22 protein-coding genes and 2 tRNA genes are annotated in these 23,812 nt (G+C 66.4%); 13 read left to right on the top strand and 11 right to left on the bottom strand.

What is annotated here, in order from left to right; all coding sequences use genetic code 11:
• Positions 1 to 82 precede the first annotated feature (82 nt).
• From QNI11_RS09635 to QNI11_RS09625, 3 genes are read left to right on the top strand one after another with little or no spacing between them, the layout of a single operon-like run.
• Positions 83 to 577 (top strand): (2Fe-2S)-binding protein, encoded by a 495-nt coding sequence (locus QNI11_RS09635; protein WP_283983239.1) that lies wholly within the window; start codon positions 83 to 85, stop codon positions 575 to 577.
• A complete protein-coding gene (locus tag QNI11_RS09630) occupies positions 574 to 1,626 on the top strand; it encodes a xanthine dehydrogenase family protein subunit M (protein WP_283983238.1) in 1,053 nt (350 codons plus the stop codon). Before QNI11_RS09635 ends, QNI11_RS09630 begins: the two co-directional genes overlap by 4 nt.
• Positions 1,619 to 3,871, top strand: coding sequence for a xanthine dehydrogenase family protein molybdopterin-binding subunit (locus QNI11_RS09625; protein ID WP_283983237.1), 2,253 nt, complete (start codon positions 1,619 to 1,621; stop codon positions 3,869 to 3,871). Before QNI11_RS09630 ends, QNI11_RS09625 begins: the two co-directional genes overlap by 8 nt.
• A 217-nt stretch (positions 3,872 to 4,088) precedes the next feature.
• On the opposite strand, the gene QNI11_RS09620 is transcribed toward QNI11_RS09625, so the two are convergent.
• The 6 genes from QNI11_RS09620 to pdxH form a co-directional block, all read right to left on the bottom strand.
• A complete protein-coding gene (locus QNI11_RS09620) occupies positions 4,089 to 4,319 on the bottom strand; it encodes a DUF2188 domain-containing protein (RefSeq protein ID WP_283983236.1) in 231 nt (76 codons plus the stop codon).
• Between the two features lie 222 nt (positions 4,320 to 4,541).
• Positions 4,542 to 8,204, bottom strand: coding sequence for a vitamin B12-dependent ribonucleotide reductase (locus QNI11_RS09615; RefSeq protein ID WP_283983235.1), 3,663 nt, complete (start codon positions 8,202 to 8,204; stop codon positions 4,542 to 4,544).
• A gap of 608 nt (positions 8,205 to 8,812) precedes the next feature.
• Positions 8,813 to 8,889, bottom strand: a tRNA-Pro gene (locus QNI11_RS09610).
• Between the two features lie 67 nt (positions 8,890 to 8,956).
• Entirely contained in the window at positions 8,957 to 9,505 is a 549-nt protein-coding gene (locus tag QNI11_RS09605; RefSeq protein WP_283983234.1) for a DUF192 domain-containing protein, read from the bottom strand.
• A complete protein-coding gene (locus QNI11_RS09600) occupies positions 9,481 to 10,008 on the bottom strand; it encodes a cold-shock protein (RefSeq protein ID WP_283983233.1) in 528 nt (175 codons plus the stop codon). The genes QNI11_RS09605 and QNI11_RS09600 overlap by 25 nt, the downstream gene beginning before the upstream one ends.
• A 173-nt stretch (positions 10,009 to 10,181) precedes the next feature.
• Positions 10,182 to 10,787 (bottom strand): pyridoxamine 5'-phosphate oxidase, encoded by a 606-nt coding sequence (gene pdxH / locus QNI11_RS09595; protein WP_100930677.1) that lies wholly within the window; start codon positions 10,785 to 10,787, stop codon positions 10,182 to 10,184.
• A gap of 205 nt (positions 10,788 to 10,992) precedes the next feature.
• Between pdxH and fabI the strand changes: the two genes are divergently transcribed.
• The 5 genes from fabI to trpE all read left to right on the top strand — a co-directional run bounded on the left by fabI (position 10,993) and on the right by trpE (position 17,190).
• Positions 10,993 to 11,799: an enoyl-ACP reductase FabI gene (gene fabI, locus QNI11_RS09590; RefSeq protein ID WP_283983232.1), complete on the top strand. Its 807-nt coding sequence runs from the start codon at positions 10,993 to 10,995 to the stop codon at positions 11,797 to 11,799.
• Between the two features lie 150 nt (positions 11,800 to 11,949).
• The gene (gene gpt, locus QNI11_RS09585) at positions 11,950 to 12,453 is read left to right on the top strand and encodes a xanthine phosphoribosyltransferase (protein ID WP_100930679.1); all 504 of its coding nucleotides are present in this window, start codon (positions 11,950 to 11,952) and stop codon (positions 12,451 to 12,453) included.
• A gap of 130 nt (positions 12,454 to 12,583) precedes the next feature.
• Positions 12,584 to 13,771, top strand: coding sequence for an aminotransferase (locus QNI11_RS09580; RefSeq protein WP_283983231.1), 1,188 nt, complete (start codon positions 12,584 to 12,586; stop codon positions 13,769 to 13,771).
• 43 nt (positions 13,772 to 13,814) lie between these two features.
• Entirely contained in the window at positions 13,815 to 15,662 is a 1,848-nt protein-coding gene (locus QNI11_RS09575; RefSeq protein WP_283983230.1) for a peptidylprolyl isomerase, read from the top strand.
• Positions 15,663 to 15,675: 13 nt separating this feature from the next.
• Entirely contained in the window at positions 15,676 to 17,190 is a 1,515-nt protein-coding gene (gene trpE / locus QNI11_RS09570; protein WP_100930682.1) for an anthranilate synthase component I, read from the top strand.
• Positions 17,191 to 17,398: 208 nt separating this feature from the next.
• On the opposite strand, the gene QNI11_RS09565 is transcribed toward trpE, so the two are convergent.
• Positions 17,399 to 17,800, bottom strand: coding sequence for a SufE family protein (locus QNI11_RS09565; protein ID WP_283983229.1), 402 nt, complete (start codon positions 17,798 to 17,800; stop codon positions 17,399 to 17,401).
• A gap of 118 nt (positions 17,801 to 17,918) precedes the next feature.
• On the opposite strand from QNI11_RS09565, the gene QNI11_RS09560 reads away from it, so the two are divergent.
• Complete coding sequence (locus QNI11_RS09560) at positions 17,919 to 18,431, top strand: hypothetical protein (protein ID WP_283983228.1); 513 nt, start codon at positions 17,919 to 17,921, stop codon at positions 18,429 to 18,431.
• Between the two features lie 78 nt (positions 18,432 to 18,509).
• Here the strand turns inward: QNI11_RS09560 and rnd are convergent, their stop codons facing one another.
• The 3 genes from rnd to purM all read right to left on the bottom strand — a co-directional run bounded on the left by rnd (position 18,510) and on the right by purM (position 21,384).
• Positions 18,510 to 19,667, bottom strand: a complete 1,158-nt coding sequence (gene rnd, locus QNI11_RS09555) for a ribonuclease D (RefSeq protein WP_100930685.1) — start codon at positions 19,665 to 19,667, stop codon at positions 18,510 to 18,512.
• An 86-nt stretch (positions 19,668 to 19,753) separates the two neighbouring features.
• Positions 19,754 to 20,344: a phosphoribosylglycinamide formyltransferase gene (gene purN, locus QNI11_RS09550; protein WP_100930686.1), complete on the bottom strand. Its 591-nt coding sequence runs from the start codon at positions 20,342 to 20,344 to the stop codon at positions 19,754 to 19,756.
• Positions 20,341 to 21,384 carry a phosphoribosylformylglycinamidine cyclo-ligase gene (gene purM / locus QNI11_RS09545; protein ID WP_283983227.1) on the bottom strand — a complete coding sequence of 348 codons (1,044 nt, stop codon included), beginning with the start codon at positions 21,382 to 21,384 and terminating at the stop codon, positions 20,341 to 20,343. Before purM ends, purN begins: the two co-directional genes overlap by 4 nt.
• A 183-nt stretch (positions 21,385 to 21,567) precedes the next feature.
• Between purM and QNI11_RS09540 the strand changes: the two genes are divergently transcribed.
• From QNI11_RS09540 to QNI11_RS09530, 3 genes are all read left to right on the top strand, one after another.
• Positions 21,568 to 22,287, top strand: a complete 720-nt coding sequence (locus tag QNI11_RS09540) for a hypothetical protein (protein WP_100930688.1) — start codon at positions 21,568 to 21,570, stop codon at positions 22,285 to 22,287.
• 1 nt (position 22,288) lies between these two features.
• The gene (locus QNI11_RS09535; RefSeq protein ID WP_100930689.1) at positions 22,289 to 22,858 is read left to right on the top strand and encodes a M91 family zinc metallopeptidase; all 570 of its coding nucleotides are present in this window, start codon (positions 22,289 to 22,291) and stop codon (positions 22,856 to 22,858) included.
• A gap of 75 nt (positions 22,859 to 22,933) precedes the next feature.
• Positions 22,934 to 23,335 carry a hypothetical protein gene (locus tag QNI11_RS09530; RefSeq protein WP_100930690.1) on the top strand — a complete coding sequence of 134 codons (402 nt, stop codon included), beginning with the start codon at positions 22,934 to 22,936 and terminating at the stop codon, positions 23,333 to 23,335.
• A 25-nt stretch (positions 23,336 to 23,360) separates the two neighbouring features.
• Here the strand turns inward: QNI11_RS09530 and QNI11_RS09525 are convergent, their stop codons facing one another.
• Entirely contained in the window at positions 23,361 to 23,576 is a 216-nt protein-coding gene (locus QNI11_RS09525) for a DUF2945 domain-containing protein (protein WP_283983226.1), read from the bottom strand.
• Between the two features lie 99 nt (positions 23,577 to 23,675).
• On the opposite strand from QNI11_RS09525, the gene QNI11_RS09520 reads away from it, so the two are divergent.
• Positions 23,676 to 23,752, top strand: a tRNA-Ile gene (locus QNI11_RS09520).
• Positions 23,753 to 23,812 lie beyond the last annotated feature (60 nt).

Genomic DNA, 23,812 nt, shown 5'->3' with positions numbered 1-23,812 from the left:
CCTCCCCCATACGGACTGTAGGGACTTCCTCGCCCGGGTGCGAGGGACCGGCTTTCATTAAATCATCAAAAAGGAGGGACGGATGTCTTTCTCCATTTCGCTGACCCTGAACGGGGTCGCACGCGATGTCGCGCTGGACGATCCGCGCGTCACGCTCCTCGACCTGATGCGCGAACGGCTTGCGATGCCCGGCACCAAGAAAGGCTGCGACCGCGGTCAATGCGGTGCCTGCACGGTGCTTTTGAACGGAAAACGGGTGAATTCCTGCCTGACGCTGGCCGTCACGCTGGACGGCGCCGAGGTGACGACAATCGAAGGGCTGGCGCAGGATGGCGCGCTGCATCCGGTGCAGGCGGCGTTTGTCGAACATGACGGGTTCCAGTGCGGTTATTGCACGCCGGGCCAGATCATGAGCGCGGTAGGCCTGATCGCCGAGGGCGCGGCGGGCGACGATCCCGAACGCATCCGCGAAGGCATGAGCGGCAACATCTGCCGGTGCGCGGCCTATCACGGCATCACGCTTGCGGTGCAGGACGCCACGCGCCGGATGTCCGCAAATCCGGAGGGCACCGCATGAAACGGTTCGATTTCGTTCAGCCCGCGTCGCTGTCGGAGGCGCTTGGCGCATGGAAGCCCGGCGCAGTCTGGCTGGGCGGCGGCACCAGCCTTGTGGACCTAATGAAGACCGGCGCGGCCACGCCCGACAGGGTGATCGACATCACCCGCCTGCCCGGCCTGCGCGGGATCGAGGTGCTGGCAGATGGCGCCACGCGCATCGGTGCGCTGGTCTCCAACGCCGATCTGGCGCGGGACGACGGCTTTGCGAAGCGTTTCCCCATGGTGGCGGAGGCGCTGCTGTCCGGCGCGTCGGGGCAGTTGCGCAACGCCGCGACGGTGGCGGGCAACCTGATGCAGCACACCCGCTGCGCCTATTTCCAGGACCCGAACGCCGCCTGCAACCGGCGGCAGGCCGGGTCGGGCTGCGATGCGAAGGACGGCCTGAACGAAGGCCACGCGGTGCTGGGCTGGTCGGAGGGCTGCATCGCCACCCATCCGTCCGACTTCTGCGTGCCGCTGGTGGCCCTTGGCGCGGTGGTGGAGACCGAGGGACCGAACGGCACCTCCGAGATGCCACTGGCTGATTTCCTGCGCCTCCCCGGTGACACGCCGGAGCGGACCACCGCCCTCGGTCCCGACGAACTGGTGACCGGCCTGCGGCTGCCCGCCGGGGCGGAGGCGTTTGCCGCCCATGCCCGCTATCTCAAGGTGCGGGACCGGACGTCCTTTGCCTTTGCGCTGACCTCTGCCGCGGCCGCACTGCGGATGGAGGGCGGCGTGATCGCCGAGGCGCGGCTGGCGCTTGGCGCCGTGGCCGCCCGCCCGTGGCGCGTGGCAGAGGCCGAGGCGATGCTGGCCGGACAGACGCCGGATGCGGCGCTCTTCGGCCGGGCGGCCAGTGCTGCAATGGCCGGTGCCGCGCCGTCCGGCGACAACGGCTGGAAGATCGACCTCGCCATCCGCACCGCCGCACGGGCGCTGGCCCTTGCGGCAGAGGGCACGCCGGACCGTGTGCCCGCCCTGCCCGCTTCACCCTTCGGACCGACCAAGGAGGCCCAACATGCCTGACACCCTTTCCCCCCAGGTCCGTTTCGGATCGAACTCCGGCCAGCCGGTCACCCGGCGGGACGGCATCGCAAAGGTCACGGGCACCGCGACCTTTGCCGCCGACAACATGCCCGACGGCCTGCTGCACGCGGTCTATGTCCCCGCCACCATCGCGCGGGGCCGCGTCGCGGCGCTGGATGTCGCGGCGGCAGAGGCGCACCCGGGCGTGATCCGGGTCTACACCCCGGCCAACCGCCCGGCTCTGCAGGGCGACCCGGACGACAAGCCGACCATGTTCTCCATGCGCATCGAGGCGCTGAAGGACGACACCGTGCGTTACGCAGGCCAACCCATCGCGCTGGTCGTGGCCGAGACGCTGGAGGCCGCGACCGAAGGCGTGCGCCTCCTGGCCCCGCGTTACGAGATGGAGGCACCGCGTGTCTCGCTCGCCGACGAACCGGCGCTGAAGGTCGAGGGCACGGGCTTCGGCAGCCCGGGGGACACCACGCGCGGCGATCCGGAGGCAGGCCATGCCGCCGCCCTGAACGCCGTCGACGTCACCTACACGACGCCCGCGCAGTATCACAACGCGATGGAGACGCACGCCGTCGTGGCAGAATGGGAGGGCGACCGGCTGACGCTCGACCTGCCGAGCCAGGCGCTGATGCTGACCTGCGAGGCCTACGCGTATTACTTCGGCATCGCGACGGAGAACGTGACACTGCGCAGCCCCTATCTCGGCGGCGGCTTCGGGTCGAAGGCCTTCACCACCGGGCCGCAGCTTCTGGCGATCCTCGCGGCGCGGGACATCGGGCGGCCGGTCAAGCTGATGCTGACGCGCAACCAGATGTTCGGTCCGGTGGGCCATCGCGGCGCCACCCTGCAGCGGCTGCGCCTTGGCACGGATGCGGAGGGTGCGCTGACGGTGATCGATCACGAGGGCGTCTCGGCGGTGTCGAGCTTCGACGTCTTCGTGGAACCGGCGGCGAACGCGACGCAGGGCCTTTACGCCGCAGGCGCGCTGCGGTCGCGGCACCGGATGGCGCGGCTGGATATCGGCACGCCGGGTCCGATGCGGGCGCCGGGCGAGGCGTCGGGTGCCGCCGCGCTGGAGGGTGCGCTGGACGAGATGGCGGAGGCCTTGGGCATGGACCCGCTGGCCTTCCGCCTGAAGAACTACGCGGAAACGGAGCCCGGCACCGGGCGGCCCTATTCGTCGAAGGCGCTGCGCGAGTGCTACGAACAGGGCGCGGCGCGCTTCGGCTGGGCCGACCGGCCGCTTCAGCCGCGCATGATGCGGGACAGCGACGGGATGCTGACCGGCTGGGGCATGGGCACGGCGCTGTTCGGCTGCCCGATGTTCGCCGCCGACGCCCGCGCCACCCTGCGCGCCGACGGCAGCGCACTGGTGGAGACCTCTGCCGCCGACATGGGCCAAGGCGCCTGGACCGCGCTGGCGCAGATCGCGGCGGACAGCCTTGGCCTGCCGCTCGACCGGGTGGAGTTCCGGGCCGGGCATTCCGCCCTGCCAAGCGGCGGGGTCGCGGGCGGCTCCGGCCACACGGCGACGGCGGGCGGCGCGCTGCATGCGGCGGGCGGCGACGTGCTGCGGCAGCTGGGCGAGATCGCCAGCGCCGACCCGGACTCGCCGCTCTTCGGAGCGGGCAACGCCGGTTTCGTTGCGCGGGACGGCAGGCTTTACGTAGATGGCGACGACAGCCGCAGCGACAGCTTTGCCGATATCTTCGCGCGCAACGGCAGCGCCGAAGTGACCGGCGAAGGCAGCGCCTCGCGCGCGACGGAGCATGCAGAGCGGTTCGCGATGTATTCCCACGGCGCGGTCTTTGCCGAGGTCAAGGTCGACCCCTCGCTGGGACAGGTACGGGTGACGCGCATGGTGGGCGCCTTTGCCGCCGGGCGGATCATCAACCCGAAACTGGCCGAAAGCCAGCTTATGGGCGGGATGATCTGGGGGCTGTCCTTTGCGCTGCTCGAAGCGGCGAAACAGGACCCCCGGCGCGGCCATATCGTCAACGCCGACTTCGGCGGCTACCACGTGCCGGTCAATGCCGACTTGCAGGGGCTGGAGGTCATCACGGTGCACGAGGAAGACCCCTTCGTGAACCCGCTGGGCATCAAGGGCGTCGGCGAGATCGGCATCACCGGCACGGTGGGCGCCATCGGCAACGCCATACGGCACGCGACCGGGCGGCGCATCCGGTCATACCCGATCCGGGTCCGGGACCTTGTCGGCGCGGGCGACTGATCCCGTCCTTCCAAGGCAAAGAAAAAGGGCCCCCACCGGGGCCCTTTTGAGTTTCGCGAACAAGGCTCGATGTTTCACCGCCCGAGTGTTTTCTGCCTGTGTCCTTGTTCACGCTCAGGGCCAGCGCACCGGCCCCAGAAAAGGATGGCTTCAGTCCCATCCACAACCGGCGCGCCACAGGGACATGCGACGCGCCACCCCCCACTCGGGGATGCGCTCAACCCTTACTTTTCTCCGGGTCGTGACCATACGTGTTCCGTTCACGGATCTGGCCAGTTCTGCTTTGAAGGTATGCTTCTCCGCGTTCGGATCGGGCCCTTTCGCGCGCTTCGTTCCAAGCCTCCGCCTGAGTGGAGTGAACCGACGAAGCTCGGCTTCCTCCCTCGCGTCGAACATTCCATCTTCCGTCATCTCTGGGGGTTACCCAGAAGTCTTTCTTGTCAGCCATATTGGCCTCCACTTTATGCACAGAGTGGCCCAGTATGTTGAGACTAAGTCTTGGGATAACTCTGTATTACCCGACACGCTATTGAACCGCGAACTCGTACATGGTCTTCGCTAGTAATCGACCCCAACGGGCCGAGTTTCGCTTTTCCCGCAGCGTGCCTAAACGAATGCGGGAAGAGCCGGGGCGTAGAACTGGTACTTCTACGCCCCAACCCTCAATCTCTTAGCTGCAGCCGCTCGTGGAGCCGCAGGTGTTGCACTTCATGCAGGTGCCGTTGCGGACCAGCGTGTAGTTGCCGCATTCGCCGCAGGCTTCGCCTTCGTAGCCTTGCATCCGGGCCTTCGTGCGCTCGTCCATCGACATGGCACCGGAGGCCACGGCAATGGTCGAGGTCGCCGCTGCGGATGCCTTCGAGGTTTCCGGCACCAGCGTGCTGAGCGTGGCCACCGGATCGGTGCCCGTCGCCTTTGCCACGCCGCCCTGCAGGACAACCAGTTCCTGCGGAAGACGCTTGCGCAGGTAGCCGGTGGAGCTGATCTGCTTCAGCACCTCGAGGCTGCGCGACGCGGCGGTTTCCGACAGTTCCTTGACGTTGGCCACGCCTTCCTCGGCGCCCCGGCCCAGATCGTCGAAGGCGGCGCCTTCGGGCTTCACATGGGCAAGGTCGGTGCGGTCGAGGTAGGAGACCGCCAGTTCGCGGAAGATGTAGTCGAGGATCGAGGTCGCGTTCTTGATCGAGTCGTTGCCCTGCACCATGCCCGCCGGTTCGAACTTGGTGAAGGTGAAGGCGTCGACGAACTCCTCCAGCGGCACGCCGTACTGAAGACCCACGGACACGGCGATGGCGAAGTTGTTCATCATCGCGCGGAAGCCCGCGCCTTCCTTGTGCATGTCGATGAAGATCTCGCCCAGGGAGCCGTCCTGGTATTCGCCGGTGCGCAGGTAGACCTTGTGACCGCCGACGATGGCCTTCTGGGTATAGCCCTTGCGGCGCTCGGGCATCTTGGTCCGCTCGGACTTGATGATCTCCTTCACAACGATCTTCTCGACGATCTTTTCGGCCAGCACCTGCGCCTTTTCGTGGGGCGTGCCGGTTTCCATGATCTCTGCGGCGTCTTCGTCGTCCTCGACCAGCGCGGAGGCCAGCGGCTGCGACAGCTTGGAGCCGTCACGGTAGAGCGCGTTGGCCTTCGTGCCCAGCGACCACGACAGTTCGTAAGCCTTCTGGCAGTCCTCGATCGACGCCGTGTTCGGCATGTTGATCGTCTTCGAGATCGCGCCGGAGATGAACGACTGCGCCGCCGCCATCATGCGGATGTGCGCCTCGACCGACAGGTAACGCTTGCCCTTCTTGCCGCAGGCGTTGGCACAGTCGAAGACCGAGTAGTGCTCTTCCTTCAGGTGCGGCGCGCCTTCCAGCGTCATCGTCCCGCAGACGTGGTCGTTGGCCGCGTCGATCTCGGCCTTCTTGAAGCCCAGGTGACGGAGCATGTCGAAGGTCGGGTCGTTCAGCTTGGCCTGCGGGATGCCCAGCACGTCGGTGCAGAAGGCCTCGCCCAGGGTCCACTGGTTGAAGACGAAGCGGATGTCGAAGGCGGTGGCAAGCGCTGCCTCGACCTTCTCGATCTGCGCCGGGCCGAAACCGTGGCCGATCAGCGCGGTGTGGTTCACGCCCGGGGCGTTGCCCAGCGTCTGGTGACCCACGGCGTAACCGATGATCTCCTCGATCTGCGCAGAGCCGTAGCCCAGCTTGGCCAACGCCGCCGGAACGGAGCGGTTGATGATCTTGAAGTAGCCGCCGCCCGCGAGCTTCTTGAACTTCACCAGCGCGAAGTCCGGTTCGATCCCGGTGGTGTCGCAGTCCATGACCAGGCCGATGGTGCCGGTCGGCGCGATAACGGAGACCTGCGCATTGCGGTAGCCGTGACGCTCGCCCAGTTTCAGCGCCTCGTCCCAGGAAGCCATGGCCAGTTCCACAAGCGTGGCGTCCGGGCAGTTCTTATGGTCGAGCGCGACCGGCTTCACCGCCAGCTTTTCGTAGCCGGTGGTCTTGCCCCATGCCGCGTTGCGGTGGTTGCGAATGACCTTCAGCATGTGCTTGGCGTTGCGCTCGTAACCCGAGAACGCGCCCAGCTCGCCCGCCATCTCGGCGGAGGTGGCGTAGGACACGCCGGTCATGATCGCGGTCAGCGCACCGCAGAGCGCGCGCCCTTCGTCGGAGTCGTAGCCGAAGCCCATGTTCATCAGCAGGCCGCCGATGTTGGCATAGCCGAGGCCCAGCGTCCGGAAGTCATAGGACAGCTGCGCGATCTCCTTAGACGGGAACTGCGCCATGGTGACGGAGATTTCCAGCGTCAGCGTCCACAGACGGGTGGCGTGCATGTAGTCCTCGGACTGGAACACGCCGTCCTTGAGGAAGGTCAGCAGGTTCATGGACGCGAGGTTGCAGGCCGTGTCGTCGAGGAACATGTACTCGGAGCACGGGTTGGAGCCGCGGATCTCGCCGTCTTCCGGGCAGGTGTGCCAGGCGTTGACGGTGTCGTGGAACTGGATGCCCGGGTCGGCACAGGCCCATGCGGCATGGCCGATCTGTTCCCACAGCTCCTTGGCGGACACGGTGCGCGCCACCTTGCCGTCGGTGCGGCGGATGAGCTCCCACGGCTTGTCCTCGCGGACGGCCTTGAGGAAGGCGTCGGTCACGCGGATCGAGTTGTTGGAGTTCTGGCCCGACACGGAGGCGTAGGCCTCGCTGTCCCAGTCGGTGTCGTAGGTAGGGAACTCGATGGAGGCATAGCCCTGGCGTGCGTAGTCCAGCACGCGCTTGATGTAGGTCTCCGGGATCATCGCCTGCTTGGCGGCGCGGACGGCCTTCTTCAGCGCGGTGTTGGCGGTGGGCTCATAGGCGTCGGCCTCGGCACCGTCCCATGCGCGGATCGCCTCGAAGATGCCGTTCAGCATCTTTTCGTGCATCTTGGAGCCGGCGACGATGGACGCCACCTTCTGCTCTTCCTTCACCTTCCAGTTGATGAAGTCCTCGATGTCGGGGTGGTCGGCGTCGCAGATCACCATCTTGGCGGCGCGGCGGGTGGTGCCACCGGACTTGATGGCCCCGGCTGCGCGGTCCCCGATCTTGAGGAACCCCATCAGGCCGGAGGACTTGCCTCCGCCTGACAGGGCCTCGCCTTCGGCACGCAGGGAGGAGAAGTTCGTGCCTGTGCCGGATCCGTATTTGAAAAGCCGCGCCTCACGGACCCACAGGTCCATGATGCCGCCTTCGCTCACCAGATCATCGGAAACCGACTGGATGAAGCAGGCGTGCGGCTGCGGATGCTCATAAGCCGACTTCGATTTGACGAGTTTGCCGGTTTTGTAATCGACGTAGTAATGGCCCTGGCCCGGACCGTCGATGCCATAGGCCCAATGCAACCCTGTGTTGAACCACTGCGGGCTGTTCGGCGCGGCGACCTGAGTCGCCAGCATGTGGCGCATTTCGTCGTAGTAGGCGCGGGCGTCTTCCTCGGTGGTGAAGTAGCCGCCCTTCCAGCCCCAGTAGGCCCAAGCGCCTGCAAGCCGGTCAAAGACCTGGCGGGCCGAGGTCTCGCCGGTGCGCTTGGTGTCCTTGGCGGCGGGTTCGGAGCGCCACAGGAATTCCGGCACGCCCTCTTCCTCGACCTTCTTCAGTTCGACGGGCACGCCGGCCTTGCGGAAGTATTTCTGCGCGATGACGTCGGACGCAACCTGGCTCCACTTGGCGGGAACTTCGAGGCTGTCGTGCCGGAACACCACGGTGCCGTCCGGGTTGCGGATTTCCGAGCTGGTGGTGACGAAGGGCACCCCTGCGTAAGCGTCCTGTCCTGCCTTCGTATATTTTCTATCGATCTTCATCGCGTTCTGCCCCGTCGCAAAGTCCTGGTCCCGAGCCGTCACGACAGGGCAACAGGGGTAAAAGAGCCGCCTCGTGCAGAGCGCACGTTTCCGGGGTGTCCCCCCCATCAGGCTGTATGGCTGTTCTGTCCCTGAGCCGCCCCGACCACTATATCTTGTGGCATCATCGTCCGGCCCGCACAAAATGACCAATCCGGAGCAGAGTCGTCAACGCCAAATTTACCCAAAACGTCATATATTTTGTGTTGACGATGCGGGCACCTACTACTGGCAGTTCTCTGTACAAGAGTGTCCCATGATTCATTCACAACGCGTTAATCTTCCCTTTACCCGGGAAACAGCGATTCCGCGTTTGTTTGCACAAAGTTATCCACAGAGCGGGGGATAACCCGTCCCGCGTCTCCGAAAACCCAGGTTTACGCTTTTTAAACTGAGGTTAACGCCATCTGGTGTGGCACCGATGTGACGCGCAAGCACCTGACGCAGGGGAATGGGCGGGGAGTCATGCACAGGCAGATTCGTTTGCCGCATCTCGCGGCATCGCCTGTCCTGACCGATCGCATATGGAGTGGCGTGCCGCCCGGTGCGCCGCGGCGCAGGAGGCGGGATGGTCGGGGCGGCGAGATTCGAACTCACGACCTTCTGTACCCAAAACAGACGCGCTACCAGGCTGCGCCACGCCCCGACAGCGAGGGGAATAGCGATCCCCCGCCGCAAAGAAAAGCCCCTATCTGGTGCGGTCGCGGATTGCGTCAGTCGCAGGGCCAGGCGGCGTCCGTGATGGCCGGATGGCGCAGCTCCGTGCCGGGGCCGATGCCCAGCATCCGCGCCATGCCGCCGTTGATTTCCAGCACGTACTGGATCTGGCCCTTGCCCGGGATGGAGGTCAGGTCGCCCGGCACGGCGTTCGCGTGCACGTTCTGCACCACGCCCTGCGCATCGGCAAAGATCATGTCGAGGGGGATCAGCGTGTTCTTCATCCAGAAGGCCACGCGCTGCGGACGGTCGTAGACGAAAAGCATGCCGTAGCTGGCGGGCATCTGCTTGACGAACATCAGGCCGCGGTTGCGGTCCTTGGGGGTCGCTGCGATGTCGATGGAAAAGCGGGCCTGCCCGAAGTCGCCCCTGAGGTAGAGCGTGTCGTCCCTGCAGACGGGCGCGGCGTCCGCGCGGACGGTCGCCGGCGCAAGGACGGCCACACAGGCCAGCGCCAGAAGCGCCGCGGTCAGCAGGGACCGGGCGCGGTTCAAGATGCCAGCAGTCGCGGCAGAGCGGTTCAGCGGGTCAGAGCGGCTTCCCATGCGTTCACTTCCATAGCCATGCGGCCGCGCCGTCCATCGACCACCCGGATCGCAAGGGCTTCGCCCGGCTGCAGATCCGAGAGGCCCGACCGGCGCAGGACCTCGATATGAATGAACACATCTTCGGGTTTTCCGAACACGTTTGCAAAGCCGAATCCCTTGGCCTTGTCGAACCATTTCACGCGGGCGGGTTCCAGTTCGGCGGCTTTCATCACCTCGGGGTCGAGATGTTCGAAATCGGCCAGCGGTGCGCCTTCGGCTGTTTCCGGCGGTTCGATCGACAGCACCTGTGTGGCCTGCACCCCGCGGTCGGTGCGCTGGACACTGATCTCGATCCGGGCGCCGTCGGCGACCGAGCTCTGGCCGAAATTCCTCAGCACGTTGGCATGCAACAGGATGTCCGGACCGCCTTCATCCGATACCACGAACCCGAACCCCTTAACCGGGTCGAACCACTTCACTTTCCCGACGACGTGCCCGTCGTCACTTGACTTGTTTTCCAACTCTTCTTCCCAAACGCATCCTGCGGCCACAGCCAGAGTCTTGGATCAAACTTTGAGTCACATTCAAGGCACGCGGAAGGCTGATTTGTGTCAGCACCCCCGTTTTTCCACGTTAAGTTGACCGTCGGAGCATTTGACGTAACGTGAAATGCCCCTTCACTGTCAGACCTTTGTTAAGGATTCAACCGGGTAACGGTCCATTCACGTTGCCCGGATTTCTTCTGCCAGCGAAATCTATCATGCAACCTGAATGCACCATCTGCCCAGAACTCGATCTCATTCGGACGTATACGATACCCTCCCCAAAAGGGTGGTCTTTTGGGGTCCGTGCCGTGCCGTGCGGTGACCTTTGCCACTTCGGTGACCAGCGCCGCGCGACTCGCCAGGGGCTGACTCTGGTGTGAGGCCCACGCGCCCAGGCGGCTCTTCAGCGAGCGGGAGGCGTAATATTCGTCCGCCTTCGGACCGTCCTCGCGGGTGACCGTGCCGCGCACGCGGACCTGGCGGCGCAGCGATTTCCAGTGCATCACGAAGGCGGCCTTGCCCGCCCCCTCGATCTCGGCGGCCTTCACGCTTTCGTAGTTGGTATAGAAGACAAAGGCGTCGTCCTCGATCTCCTTCAGAAGCACCATGCGCACGTTGGGCAGCCCGTCGGCATCGACCGTCGCCAGGGCAATGGCGTTGGGATCGTTTGCCTCGGTCTTCTCTGCCTCTTCCAGCCAGCGCCGTGCCAGCGCAAAGGGATCGTCGCCCTTGAAAATGCCGTCTCTGTCGCTCATCCGCCGTTCCCTGTCCTGTCTTCCATCGTGTTCCGATCCGTCACCGCCCCGAGGTCCGTGACAGCGCCCGCCCGATCACCCTGTTTCCGGTCTGGCGCAGCGCCGGAGGCGCCACAAGTCGGGATTTCCCGCTTTTGCGCCCTTGATGCCCACATTTGTATCGCCTACACGACGATCCATTGTCGATCTGGTGGAAGGGACGGTCATGTCAAACGGGTTGATGGCGGGCAAACGCGGCCTCATCATGGGGCTGGCGAACGACAAGTCTATCGCCTGGGGCATTGCCAAGGCGCTGAGCGAAGCGGGCGCGGAGCTGGCATTCTCCTACCCGGGCGAGGCGCTGAAGAAGCGTGTCGATCCTCTTGCCTCCCAACTGGGCAGCCAGATCGTCCTGCCCTGCGACGTGGGCGACGAAGGCTCGATCGACTTGTTGTTCAATGCCTTGGAAGAAGAATGGGGCGGACTCGACTTCGTCGTCCATGCCATCGGCTTCTCGGACAAGAACGAATTGCGCGGGCGCTACGTGGACACCACGCGCGGCAATTTCACCATGACGATGGACATTTCCGTCTACAGTTTCACCGCCGTGATGCAGCGCGCCGAGAAGCTGATGAAGAGCGGCGGGGCCGCCTTGACGCTCACCTACTACGGCGCCGAACGCATCATGCCACACTATAATGTGATGGGCGTGGCCAAGGCGGCGCTGGAGGCTTCGGTCCGTTACCTCGCCGAGGATCTGGGCAAGGACGGCATCCGGGTCAACGCGATCTCGGCCGGGCCGATCAAGACGCTGGCCGCTTCGGGCATCGGCGACTTCCGCTACATCATGAAGTGGAACGAGTACAATTCGCCCCTCCGCCGCAACGTGACCATCGACGATGTGGGCGGATCCGCGCTTTACCTGCTGTCCGACCTGTCGAACGGCGTCACCGGCGAGACGCACCATGTCGACAGCGGCTATCACGTCGTCGGCATGAAGGCGGTGGACGCGCCGGACATCCAGAAGGGCTGAGGCCCGCGGGGTTCCGAATGCTGGCCGGGCGTCCGAACGGGCGCCCGTTCGCGTTTTCCGGGCCGGGCGGTTCCGGGTCCGCGACAGCAGGCTTGCCCTCCGGCCCCGCCCTGCCCTATGACGCGCCCCAGACCGCATGAGGAGTCCGCCATGAACGACCGTCTGCCCCACGAGAAAGGCTTTCACGTCAGCTGGGATCAACTGCACCGCGACGCGCGCGCTCTGGCGTGGCGCCTGCAGGGGCAAGGCCCGGACGAAGGCGCCTGGCGCGCGGTCGTGGCGATCACCCGCGGCGGCATGGCCCCGGCGATGATCGTGGCGCGCGAACTCGACATCCGCATGGTCGATACGATCAGCGTGAAAAGCTACAACCACCAGACCCAGGCAGAGCCGCGCGTGATCAAGTCGCCCGACATGGACGTGATCGGCGACGGCACCGGCGTGCTGGTGGTCGACGACCTGGTGGACACCGGCCGCACGCTCGAAGTGGTGCGCACCCACATGCCCAAGGCGCATGTCGCCACGGTCTACGCCAAGCCTATGGGGCGCGCGCAGGTGGACACCTTCGTCACTGAAGTAAGCCAGGACACCTGGATCTTCTTCCCCTGGGACATGGCGCTGCAATACGTGAAACCCTACCGCGGCGACGACTGAGGCCGGCCGCGGACGCTGCAATGGCGGGCGCCCGCGTCTTCCGCGCCCGTTTGGCCGGGCGGGACCGACGCTCTGACTTGCGCGTCCGGTCCGGGCTGATAGCTTCGCCGCGAACAACCGCAGGCGCACCATGACCACCCGTACCGAAGCCACCTTCTTTCCGCCGATCCCGGAAGCGCAGCGATGGCTGCAGGGCGTGGAGTTTCCCGCCGACCGGCCGCTCCTGAACCTCGCGCAGGCCGCGCCCGCCGATCCGCCGCCGCCCGCGCTGCGGCGCGCCATGGCGGAGCTGATCGAGGTGCCGTCGAGCCATCTTTACGGTCCCGTCCTCGGACACGGCGACCTGCGCGCCGCGCTGGCAGAGGACTGGGCACGCCATTACGGCGGCACGGTGGAGGCAGCCCAGGTGGGCATCACCGCGGGCTGCAACCAGGCCTTTGCCGCGACGCTGTCGGCGCTGACCACGGAAGAGGATGAAGTCATCGTCCCAACCCCTTGGTACTTCAACCACAAAATGTGGATGGACATGTCGGGCGTGGTGGCGGTTCCGCTGCCCACCGACGACACCCTGATCCCCGATCCGGAGGCCGCCCGCGCGCTCATCACGCCGCGGACGAAGGCGATCTCCATCGTGACGCCGAACAATCCCGCGGGCGTCGAATACCCGGCAGAGACGCTTTCGGCGCTCTTCGACCTGTGCCGCGAGGCCGGGATCAGGCTGATCGTGGACGAGACCTACCGCGACTTCGCCACCCACACCGGCGCGCCGCATGACCTGCTGACCCGCCCCGACTGGGCCGACACGCTGATCCAGCTTTACAGCTTTTCGAAGGCCTACCGGCTGACCGGCCATCGTGTGGGCGCGGTGATCGGCGATGCGGAGCTTCTGCACCAGATCGAGAAGTTCCAGGACACGGTGGCGATCTGCGCGCCCTCGCTGGGCCAGAAGGCGGCGCTGCACGGGTTGCAGACGCTGGCGCAGTGGAAGGCCGAACAGCGCGACGAGATCCTCGCCCGCCGCGCCGCCCTGGCCGAGGCGTTCGGCCCGCTCGAGGCGAAGGGCTGGCGGCTGAAGGGGCTGGGCGCGTACTTTGCCTATGTCGAGCATCCCTTCGCCATGGGGGCCGCGGACCTGGCGCCGCTGCTGGTGCGCGAGGCGGGTGTGCTGATCCTGCCGGCGACGATGTTCACCCCGCCAGAGGACCCCTCCGGCGACCGGCATTTCCGCATTGCCTTTGCCAATGCCGGGGCCGAGAGCCTGCGCGCGCTCTGCACGCGGCTGGCCGCACTGGACCTGCCCCCCTTGCAGCCCCTGTGACCCCGGTTTAGACACTCCCGAACCAGCGCGGAGGGGTTAGGCCATGAGCAAGAAAAAAGGCGGCGTCGGCAAGACAGGCGGGTACATCCTGCTGGGTCTGCTGCTCCTCGGTCTGGGCGGTTTCGGGGCCACCAATTTCGGCGGCAGCGTGTCGAGCATCGGCAAGGTCGGCGAGGCGGAGATTCCCGCCTCCGACTACTTCCGCGCCATCCAGCAGGAAATGCGCGCCGTGCAGGCACAGACCGGCCAGGCGCTGACCTTCCAGCAGGCGCGCGCCATGGGCATCCCGGACATGGTGCTGAGCCGCGTTGTGACCTCGGCCGCGCTCGAGAACGAGGCCGCGCAGCTTGGCATCTCCGTCGGCGACGAACGTCTGGCGCAGGACCTGCGCGAGATCCCGGCCTTCCAGGGGGTCGACGGCTCCTTCGACCGGGAATCCTACCGCCTCGCCTTGCAGGGCGCCGGCTTCTCCGAGCGAGAGTTCGAGGAACAGCTGCGGGCCGAAAGCGCCTCCACCCTGCTGCAGAACGCGATCCAGGCAGGCGTTGTCCTGCCGCCGGTCTATGCGCAGACGCTGGTGTCATACACCGGCGAGCGCCGGGCCTTCACCTGGGCGGAGCTTGGAGCGGAGCAGCTGACCACCGGCCTGCCGGTGCCCACCGACGAAGATCTGCAGACCTTCTACGACGAGAACATCGACCGCTACACCCGTCCCACGACGCGCAAGATCACCTATGCGTGGCTGACGCCCGCGATGATCGTGGACACCGTCGAGGTGCCCGAGGACAGGCTGCGCGCCACCTACGAAGAGCGTTCGGCCGAGTTCAACATGCCGGAGCGCCGTCTTGTGGAACGACTGGTCTATTCGTCCGAAGAGGCGGCACAGGAAGCCGCCGAACGCGTCGCCAGCGGCGACGTGCCCTTCGAGACGCTGGTGATCGAACGCGGGCTCGACCTTGCCGACACCGACATGGGCGACGTGACCGAAGCCGCGCTGGGTGATGCGGGCGAAGCGGTCTTTGCCGCGGACGTGGGTGAGGTCGTGCAGGCGCCCTCCGACCTCGGGCCCGCGCTTTACCGGGTGAACGCAGTTCTGGCCGCGCAGAGCACCAGCTTCGAAGAGGCCGTGCCGCAGATGCGCGACACGCTGGCGCTGGATCAGGCCCGCCGCGTGATCGAGGGGCTCGCCAACCAGCTTGACGACGAACTGGCCGCGGGTGCCACGCTCGAGGATCTTGCCGGCAACACGGAGATGGAGCTGGGTCAGATCGACTGGACCTCTTCCAGCAACGAGGGCATCGCGGGCTACGCGGCCTTCAACGAGGCGGCAGCCGAAGCGGAGACCGGCGATTACCCTGCCATGGCCGAACTGGGCGACGGCGGGCTCTTTGCCCTGCGCCTCGACGAGATCCAGGAAGCCGCGCCCTACCCGTTCGAAGAGGTCCGCGACCGCGTGGCCCAGGACTGGGAGGCCAATGCACGCGCCACGGCGCTGGCGGATCAGGCAGAGGCGCTGGCCGGTCAGCTTTCCGGCGACACCGGGTTCGACGATCTGAACCTGCGCGCCCGGACGGTGGACGAGGGCCTGACCCGCAACGCCAATACCGACGATGTGCCGCAGGCGGTGCTGACGCAGGTCTTCACCATGTCCGAGGGCGAGGCCGCCGCCGTCAAGGGTGCGGGCACCGCCTACGTCGTGCGCCTCGACGACATCATCGAGGTCGACCCGGAGGACGAGAATGTCCGCCAGTTCCGCCAGCTCTTTGCACAGCAGGCCGATCAGGACGTGAGCCAGGACCTGTTCCGGGCGCTTGCGCAGGACATCCAGTCCCGTGCCGGTGTCGAAATCGACCAGGCCGCGGTCAACGCCGTCCTCGCGAACTTCCAGTAAGGCGCCCGAGCCCATGCCCACGCTGACCCCCGCCTTCGACGCCTTCGCGACCCGCTACCAGGCGGGCGAGAACCAGATCGTCTACACCCGGCTGGCCGCCGACCTCGACACGCCGGTGTCGCTGATGCTGAAGCTGACGGGCGCGGCCAAGGACACCTTCGTCCTCGAATCCGTCACCGGCGGCGAGGTGCGCGGGCGCTACTCGATGATCGGCATGAAACCGGACCTCGTCTGGCAGTGTCATGGCGACAAGGCGCGGATCAACCGTCATGCGCGGTTCGACCCCGATGCGTTCGAGCCGATGGACGCCGACCCGCTGACCGCCCTGCGCGCCGTTCTGGCGGAATCGAAGATCGACCTGCCGGAGGATCTGCCGCAGGCCGCCGCCGGGCTGTTCGGCTACCTGGGCTACGACATGATCCGGCTGGTGGAGCGTCTGCCGAACGTGAACCCCGACCCGCTGGGCCTGCCCGACGCGGTACTGATGCGCCCTTCCGTCGTGGCAGTTCTGGACGGCGTGAAGGGCGAAGTCACCGTCGTCTCGCCCGCTTGGGTGCAGGACGGCGTGCCCGCGCGCGCTGCCTATGCGCAGGCGGCGGAACGGGTGATGGACGCGGTGCGCGACCTCGAACGTGCGATGCCGCAGGCCAGCCGCGACCTCGGCGAAGCCGCCGACCTGGGCGAGCCCGTCTCGAACTTCACGCACGAGGAATACAAGGGCGCGGTCAACAAGGCCAAGGAGTACATCAAGGCGGGCGACATCTTCCAGGTGGTGCCCTCGCAGCGCTGGACGCAGGACTTCCCGCTGCCGCCCTTCACGCTTTACCGTTCGCTGCGGCGCACCAACCCGTCGCCCTTCATGTTCTACTTCAACTTCGGCGGCTTCCAGGTGATCGGCGCCTCGCCCGAGATCCTCGTCCGGGTCTTCGGCAACGAGGTGACGATCCGCCCCATCGCGGGCACCCGTCCGCGCGGCGCCACCCCCGAAGAGGACAACGCCCTCGAAGCGGATCTGCTGGCGGATCAGAAGGAACTGGCGGAACACCTCATGCTGCTCGACCTCGGGCGCAACGACACCGGCCGCGTGTCGAAGATCGGCACTGTCCGCCCGACCGAGAAGTTCATCATCGAGCGCTACAGCCACGTGATGCATATCGTCTCGAACGTGGTCGGCGAGTTGTCGGAGGAGCATGACGCCCTCTCTGCCCTTCTGGCGGGTCTGCCCGCAGGCACCGTCAGCGGCGCGCCGAAGGTCCGCGCGATGGAGATCATCGACGAGCTCGAGCCGGAGAAACGCGGCGTCTACGGCGGCGGCGTGGGCTATTTCAGCGCCGGTGGCGACATGGACATGTGCATCGCGCTGCGCACGGCGATCGTGAAGGACCAGAAGCTGTATATCCAGGCGGGTGGCGGCGTGGTCTATGACAGCGACCCCGAGGCCGAGTACATGGAGACCGTGCACAAGTCGAATGCCATCCGGCGCGCGGCAGCGGACGCGGCGCGCTTTACCGGCAACGGCAACGGCTGAACCCGGCCGCGCCACCTGCTCGCTCGCGGCGGCTGCGCGTCAGTGTGTCAGCCAGCCGCGTTGCCGACATTTTTATTCGGTTGCGCCGCTGGCTCGTTCTCGACGACCCCGCGCAGAGGGTCCGGATACACACCGCCCACCACAGTCACGCCACGCAGACCGTCAAAGGCGCCGCCTTGTCGGTTCCGCTGCGCCGGATCGCCTCTCGTCAGGCGGCGGAGTCGCGGATGCGTTCGATCATCGCGCGCAGACCGTTGGACCGCTGCGCCGACAGGTGGTCGTGCAGTCCGAGGCGCCCAAGTTCACCCCTCGCATCGACACCCGCGACCTGGCCCTCTGGCAGGCCATCGTAGAGCCGGTGCAGAAGCGCGATCAGCCCCTTGACGATCATCGCGTCGCTGTCGCCCTGAAAGTGGAACCGCCCGTCCTCAGGCGCGATGTGCAGCCAGACCTGGCTGGCGCAGCCTTCCACCTTCGTTGCGGGCACCTTCAGCGCATCGGGCATAGGCTCCATCGCCTTGCCCATCTCGATCACCATGCGGTAGCGGTCTTCCCAGTCCTCGAGGAACTCGAAATCCTCAACCACCTCTTCGAACGCCTCCTGGGCCATGACACCACTCCTTTTCCCCCGCAGGTAAGCGCCCGCGCCGCAAAGGTCCAGCACCTCGCAGGCTTTTCAAGCGTCTCCGGATGGGTTAACCGGGGAACACTCAGGCAAGAGGCACAAGATGCACAAACAGATCTCCGTTCTGGTCCTTGCAGGCCTCGTTCTGTCCGGTTGCGGCGGCGTGCGGGAGTCCCGCCTCAATCCGTTCAACTGGTTCGGCGGCAGCACCTCGGTGCGCACCGAGGTCCGTGCGGACGATCCGGCCTACAACCCGCTGATCCCCGTGCGCGAGGAATCGGTCTTCCGCCGGAATAAAGACGAAAGCTACGGCGGCATCGCCGTGGACGAGGTCACCGGCCTTTTCGTGGAGCGCCGTCCCGGCGGTGCGCTTGTCCGCGCCACCGGCGTCACCCGCTACCAGGGCGCCTACGACGTCAAGCTGGTCGAGGTGGAGAACGAGACGACCGACGACACGCTGGTCTATGCGCTGCGCGCGGAACAGTACGTCGGCCCCACCGGCCCCGTCTCGGCCCGCACCGTGACCGCCGCCACCTGGCTGACCGACAACGAACTTGCGCTGGTGCGCAGCATCGTGGTCAAGGCGCGCAACAACACCCGCACCACCGGCCGCTGACAGCCGCGGGTCGCACGGGCCTTTCGGCCCGTCCCCGGTGTCTCTCTTCCGCTATGAACCGGGCCTGCGGCCCGTCCGTCAGAGTTCGATGACGTCGACGTTCTTGCCGCGCGCCGCCAGCGCGATCTGGCCGGAGCACAGGCGCAGCGCATCCTCGCCGAAGACTTCGCGCCGCCAGCCGGACAGCGCCGGCACGTCGCGCATCCCCGCCGCGATGGCGTCGAGGTCGGTCGCCGGGGCGATCAGCTTGGAGGCCACGCCGAAACGCTCCGTCTTGGCCTTCAGCAGCACGCGCAGAAGATCCGCCAGCGCCGGGTTCACCTGCAGCTTGTCACGCACGGTGTCGGCTTCGGGCAGATCGTCCTTGGGGCATTCCACCCCGGCCTTGACCGCTTCGAGGATGCCGTCGGCGATGGGGCCCTTGCGGGCCTCGCGCAGCAGCAGGCGCGAACGCGACAGGTCATTTGCCGACATCGGCTTGGTCGAGGCCAGCTCGACCAGCGCGTCGTCCTTGAACACCCGGTTGCGCGGGATGTTGCGCTCCTGCGCGTAGGTTTCGCGGAAGGCCGCCAGTTCCCGCACGATGGCAAGGAAGCGCGGCGCGTTGGACCGCGTCTTCACCCGCTGCCACGCGTCGCGCGGACGGGTGATGTAGGTTTCCGGATCGGTCAGGACGCCCAGTTCCTCGGCGACCCAGCGCGCCCGTCCGCTTTCCTCCAGCTTCCCCGCGAGGAATTCGTAGATCTGGCGCAGGTGCGTCACGTCGGCCAGCGCGTAGGACTTCTGCGCGTCCGTCAGCGGGCGCCGCGACCAGTCGGTGAAGCGCGAGGACTTGTCGAGCTGTTGCTTGGCGATGCGCTTGACCAGCGTCTCGTAGCCGACCTGCTCGCCGAAGCCGCAGACCATGGCGGCCACCTGCGTGTCGAACAGCGGCTGCGGAATGACCCCGTGATCGATGTAGAAGATCTCCAGATCCTGCCGGGCGGCGTGGAACACCTTCACGATGCTCTCGTCGCGGAAGAGGTCCAGCAGAGGGTCCAGCGACAGCCCGTCCACCATCGGATCGACCAGCACGGCGTCCTCGTCACCCTTGCCGGGCAGCGCAAGCTGGATCAGGCACAGCTTGGAATAATAGGTCCGTTCACGGAGGAACTCCGTATCGACGGTGATGTACGGCTGGCCCTTGGCACGGGCACAGAAATCGGAAAGCTCTTCGGTCGTCGTCAATGTCTGCATGCGCAGTCTTTTCTGTTATGTGGTGTCGACCCTGCGGCGCGTTTCACCGTCATAACCCATTTTCCTGAAATGGGAAACGCCACGCATCAGGTCAGGATCAGGGGTGTGCGACGGCCTTCGAGGAAGCGGCGCAGGACCGCGGGATAAAGCTTGTGTTCCATGGTGAGGACCCGCGCCGCCAGCGTGTCGGGCGTGTCGCCGGGTTCGACCGGGACATGCGCCTGGCCAAGGATCGGGCCTTCGTCCAGTTCTGCCGTGACCTCGTGTACGGTGCAGCCCGCCTCCGTGTCGCCGGCTTCCAGCGCGCGGGCATGGGTGTGCAGCCCGCGGTACTTCGGCAAAAGCGACGGGTGGATGTTCAGCATCCGGCCCTCGTAGGCGGCGATGAAGGACGGCGTCAGGATGCGCATGAAACCCGCAAGGCACAGCACGTCCGGTTCGGCCGCGTCGATGTGGCGGCGCAGTTCGGCCTCGAAGGCGGCGCGGTCGCCGCGGAACGGCTTGTGATCCACCGCCGCCACCGGCACGCCCCGCTCTGCCGCGCGGGTCAGGCCCGCCGCATGGGGATCGTTCGACGCCACCAGCACCGGGCGGCCCGGATGGTCTCCGGTCATGCTGTCGACCAGCTTCACCATGTTGGAGCCGCCGCCGGAAACGAGGATGGCGATGCGCTTCACAGGCTGCCCCGGTAGGTGACGCCCTCGCCCGCCGTGACCGACCCGATCCGGTGCACCTCGTGCCCGGCCTCGGTCAGGTGGGCGCGTGCGGCGTCGGCCTTGTCGGGTGCGACGACGGCGATCATGCCGATGCCGCAGTTGAAGGTCTTCAGCATCTCGCGCTCTTCGATGTTGCCCTGATCGGACAGCCATTTGAAGATGCCCGGCAGTTCCCATGCGCCAAGGTCGATCTCGGCGCCCGAGCCCTCAGGCAGCACGCGCGGCAGGTTCTCCGTCAGGCCGCCGCCGGTGATGTGGGCCAGCGCGTGGATGCAATCGTCCTTGACCGCCGCGATGGCGCCCTTGACGTACAGCGTGGTCGGCGCCAGCAGCGCCTCGCCCAGCGTGCCATCGCCCCAGGGGCACGGCGCGTCCCAACCGAGGCCCGAGACCTCGACCAGCTTCCGCACGAGGCTGTAACCGTTGGAGTGCACGCCGTTCGACGCCACCCCCAGCAGCACGTCGCCCTCGGCCACGCCTGCGGGCAGTTCGCGTCCGCGCTCCATCGCGCCCACGGCAAAGCCCGCGAGGTCGAAGTCGCCCGCCGGGTACATGCCGGGCATTTCCGCCGTCTCGCCGCCGATCAGCGCGCAGCCGGAGCGCACGCAGCCCTCCGCGATGCCCTCGATGACCCGCGCGGCGGTGTCGGTGTCGAGCTTGCCGGTGGCAAAGTAGTCGAGAAAGAACAGCGGCTCCGCGCCCTGGCACACGAGGTCGTTGACGCACATGGCGACGAGGTCGATGCCCACGCCGTCCACCAGCCCGGTGTCGATGGCGATGCGCAGCTTGGTGCCCACGCCGTCCGTCGCCCCCACGAGGATCGGATCCTCGTAGCCCGCGCCCTTCAGGTCGAACAGCGCGCCGAAGCCGCCCAGCCCGGACATCACCCCGGCGCGGTTGGTCCGTTTCGCCGCCGGCTTGATCCGTTCGACCAGCGCGTTGCCCGCGTCGATGTCCACGCCCGCCGCCGCGTAGGTCAGCCCGTTCTTGCCGTCGCTCATGTCGCTCTCCGAGAGGTTGGCCGCTTGATTGCAGAGGCGCTTACCGCAAAGGCTCCGCGCCTGCAACGCGCTGCCCGCGCAGTAGGGAAATCATCACTGTGAAGAAACCGCCTTCTCGGCTATCCTCGTGGCATATTTCATTTGTGGCGTTCCCGACCCATGCTTTCGATATCCAATGCACAGATGGATGCATTCGATGCCATGGAGTTTCGTGCTTTCGAAACCGGACTGGCAGAGCATCTCGAAACCCATTTTCCGTGGGGAAAGGCCTTCTGGCCCGACGGCAGCGCGATGGCACTGGCCACTTTCGCCCACACGCGCGCCCGGCACTACGGCTTTGTCACCGAACGCAGCATCTACATGTTCGCGACCTTCATGCCGGTTCTGGGCAGCCGCTACGACGAGAACCCGCTGCTGCCCTGGGCCTCGGACAAGCTGGCCGATCCGATCATCCGCGAACCGATCCACCGCATCAACCAGCTGAACGACCGGATTCTCCTGCACCTGCGCAAGACCAATGGCCGCGACGGGCGGGCGGCGGTGCGCGGCTTCCGGCAGGTGCACCACGTGCTCGGGACCGGCGATGCGCCGACGGACCCCGTGGGCGCGCTTTGCGCCGCCTTTCCGCAGCGCGCCGCGGCCTCCACCATGACCGGGCAGGTGCTGGGCGACGCGGTTGCCCAGTCGGACGCCTTCGGGCTGGAACAACCGCTTGGCGGCTACATCTGCGCGGCGCTCGCGCTGATGTACGGCCCCTACTACTACGCCGAACCGCAGTTGCCGCTGATCCATGCCACGCTTTACGACAAGGGCCTCGCCCCCGCCGCAAAGACACAGGCGCTCCGCCAGGCCGCGCTGACGATGATCACCGCCCTCGGCGAAAGCGTCGGGGAGGAGGCCTGAGATGTGCCAGTGCGGAAAGGCCAACGACGACGCCTGCAAGAAGACAGAGAACAAGCCCGGCGCGACCAAGGGCTGCGAGGCCGGCAAGGGCGGCGGTGTCGTCTGGGAAAAGCAGGAAGGCGCCACCGACGAGGATCTCGCAAAGGCCAAGCAACAGTGGGAGGACGCCAAAAAGCGCCGCCTGCCGGACGGATCGAAGCCAAAGACGGTCGAAGCGATGGAGGCGCTGGAGAACAGCGACAAGACCACGACCATCAAGGTCGGCCCCGAAGGCAACAGCGCCAGCCCCGACAGCCGGTCGGATTCGCAGGACGGCACCGGCTCCGAAGGGACGATCAAGTACAACCCGAACAAGACCGGCACCTACGGCGACGGCGTCGACCGCGACCCGGAATCTTCGCTGGCACACGAGGCCTATCACACCTACGAATACACGCAGGGCTCTTCCGGCGACACGCGGGAGAAGCGCGAGGTTTCCGCCGCGGCCGCCGAGAATGAACACCGCGAAGCCAAGGGCCTGCCGCAGCGCCAGAAATACGGCGCCTGGGACATTCCGCAGTACACGCCCTGAGCGACCCATCCGGCCGCCCACCGGGGCCCGCCGCGCCACGCCTGACACGCAACGCCTGACAAGGACCGAACACCGATGACCCGCAGTTTCGTTTCGACCCACACCGACTGGAACGGGCACCAGACCATTCCCTTCGTCATCCCCGCCGAAGACGGGCTCGACGTTTTCCGCGATCCGATGTGGGGCGTGATGATCGAGAAGGTGACCGCCGACCACCACCCGATCGAGCCGCTGGTGGATGCGACCGACCTCGACGATGTGGATTTCGGTGCGCTGTCGCTGAACGGCGCGGCGATGGTCGGCCAGATCCTGTGGAACAACCTGACGACCGCCGCGCGGATCGATCCGTCGGGCGATTTCGTGCTCCACACCTGGCGCGTGGCGTCGAGCGCGAAACGCGTCGAGATCGTCTATCGCCCGCGCTACGCCAATGGCGCGCTCGGCGATGTGTGCACGCTGGTCTCGCTGCTGAAATAACGAGCTGCGGCGCGCTGGTGGGTGTTCAGGCCTTCCGCAACTCAGACCCTTTCTTCAGAACTTCGTCGCCGTCCTCCTGCTCGATCCGGTAGGCGGGGTTGTCTTCGTCGGCGTCGCGCGTCACCTCGCTGCCCTTGATCTTCAGCGTGATCTTCCGCGTGTATTTCTTCACCACCGTGCCGCTGGCCGTGCCGTTGCCCCAGTCCCACGCGACCTTGTCGCCTTCGTCGTAGTCCTTCATCGCATCCTCCGCATGTGCCTGCGGCTCAATGCAGAGCCCCGCTCCCGCGTTCCCCCGCTTGACGCCCCCGCGCCCCGCGCTTACTCAGTCTGCCACGGTGGGCCTGTAGCTCAATTGGTTAGAGCAGGGCGCTCATAACGCCTTGGTTGCGGGTTCAAGTCCTGCCGGGCCTACCAGACATTCCCCTGTCAAAGCCCCCCACCAAGGTCGAATTCCGCACGTCCCGTGCCGCGCCT

It is taken from the genome of Sagittula sp. MA-2 (genome assembly GCF_030126985.1).
Taxonomy (GTDB): domain Bacteria; phylum Pseudomonadota; class Alphaproteobacteria; order Rhodobacterales; family Rhodobacteraceae; genus Sagittula.
This window is presented reverse-complemented; position numbering and strand designations above follow the sequence as displayed.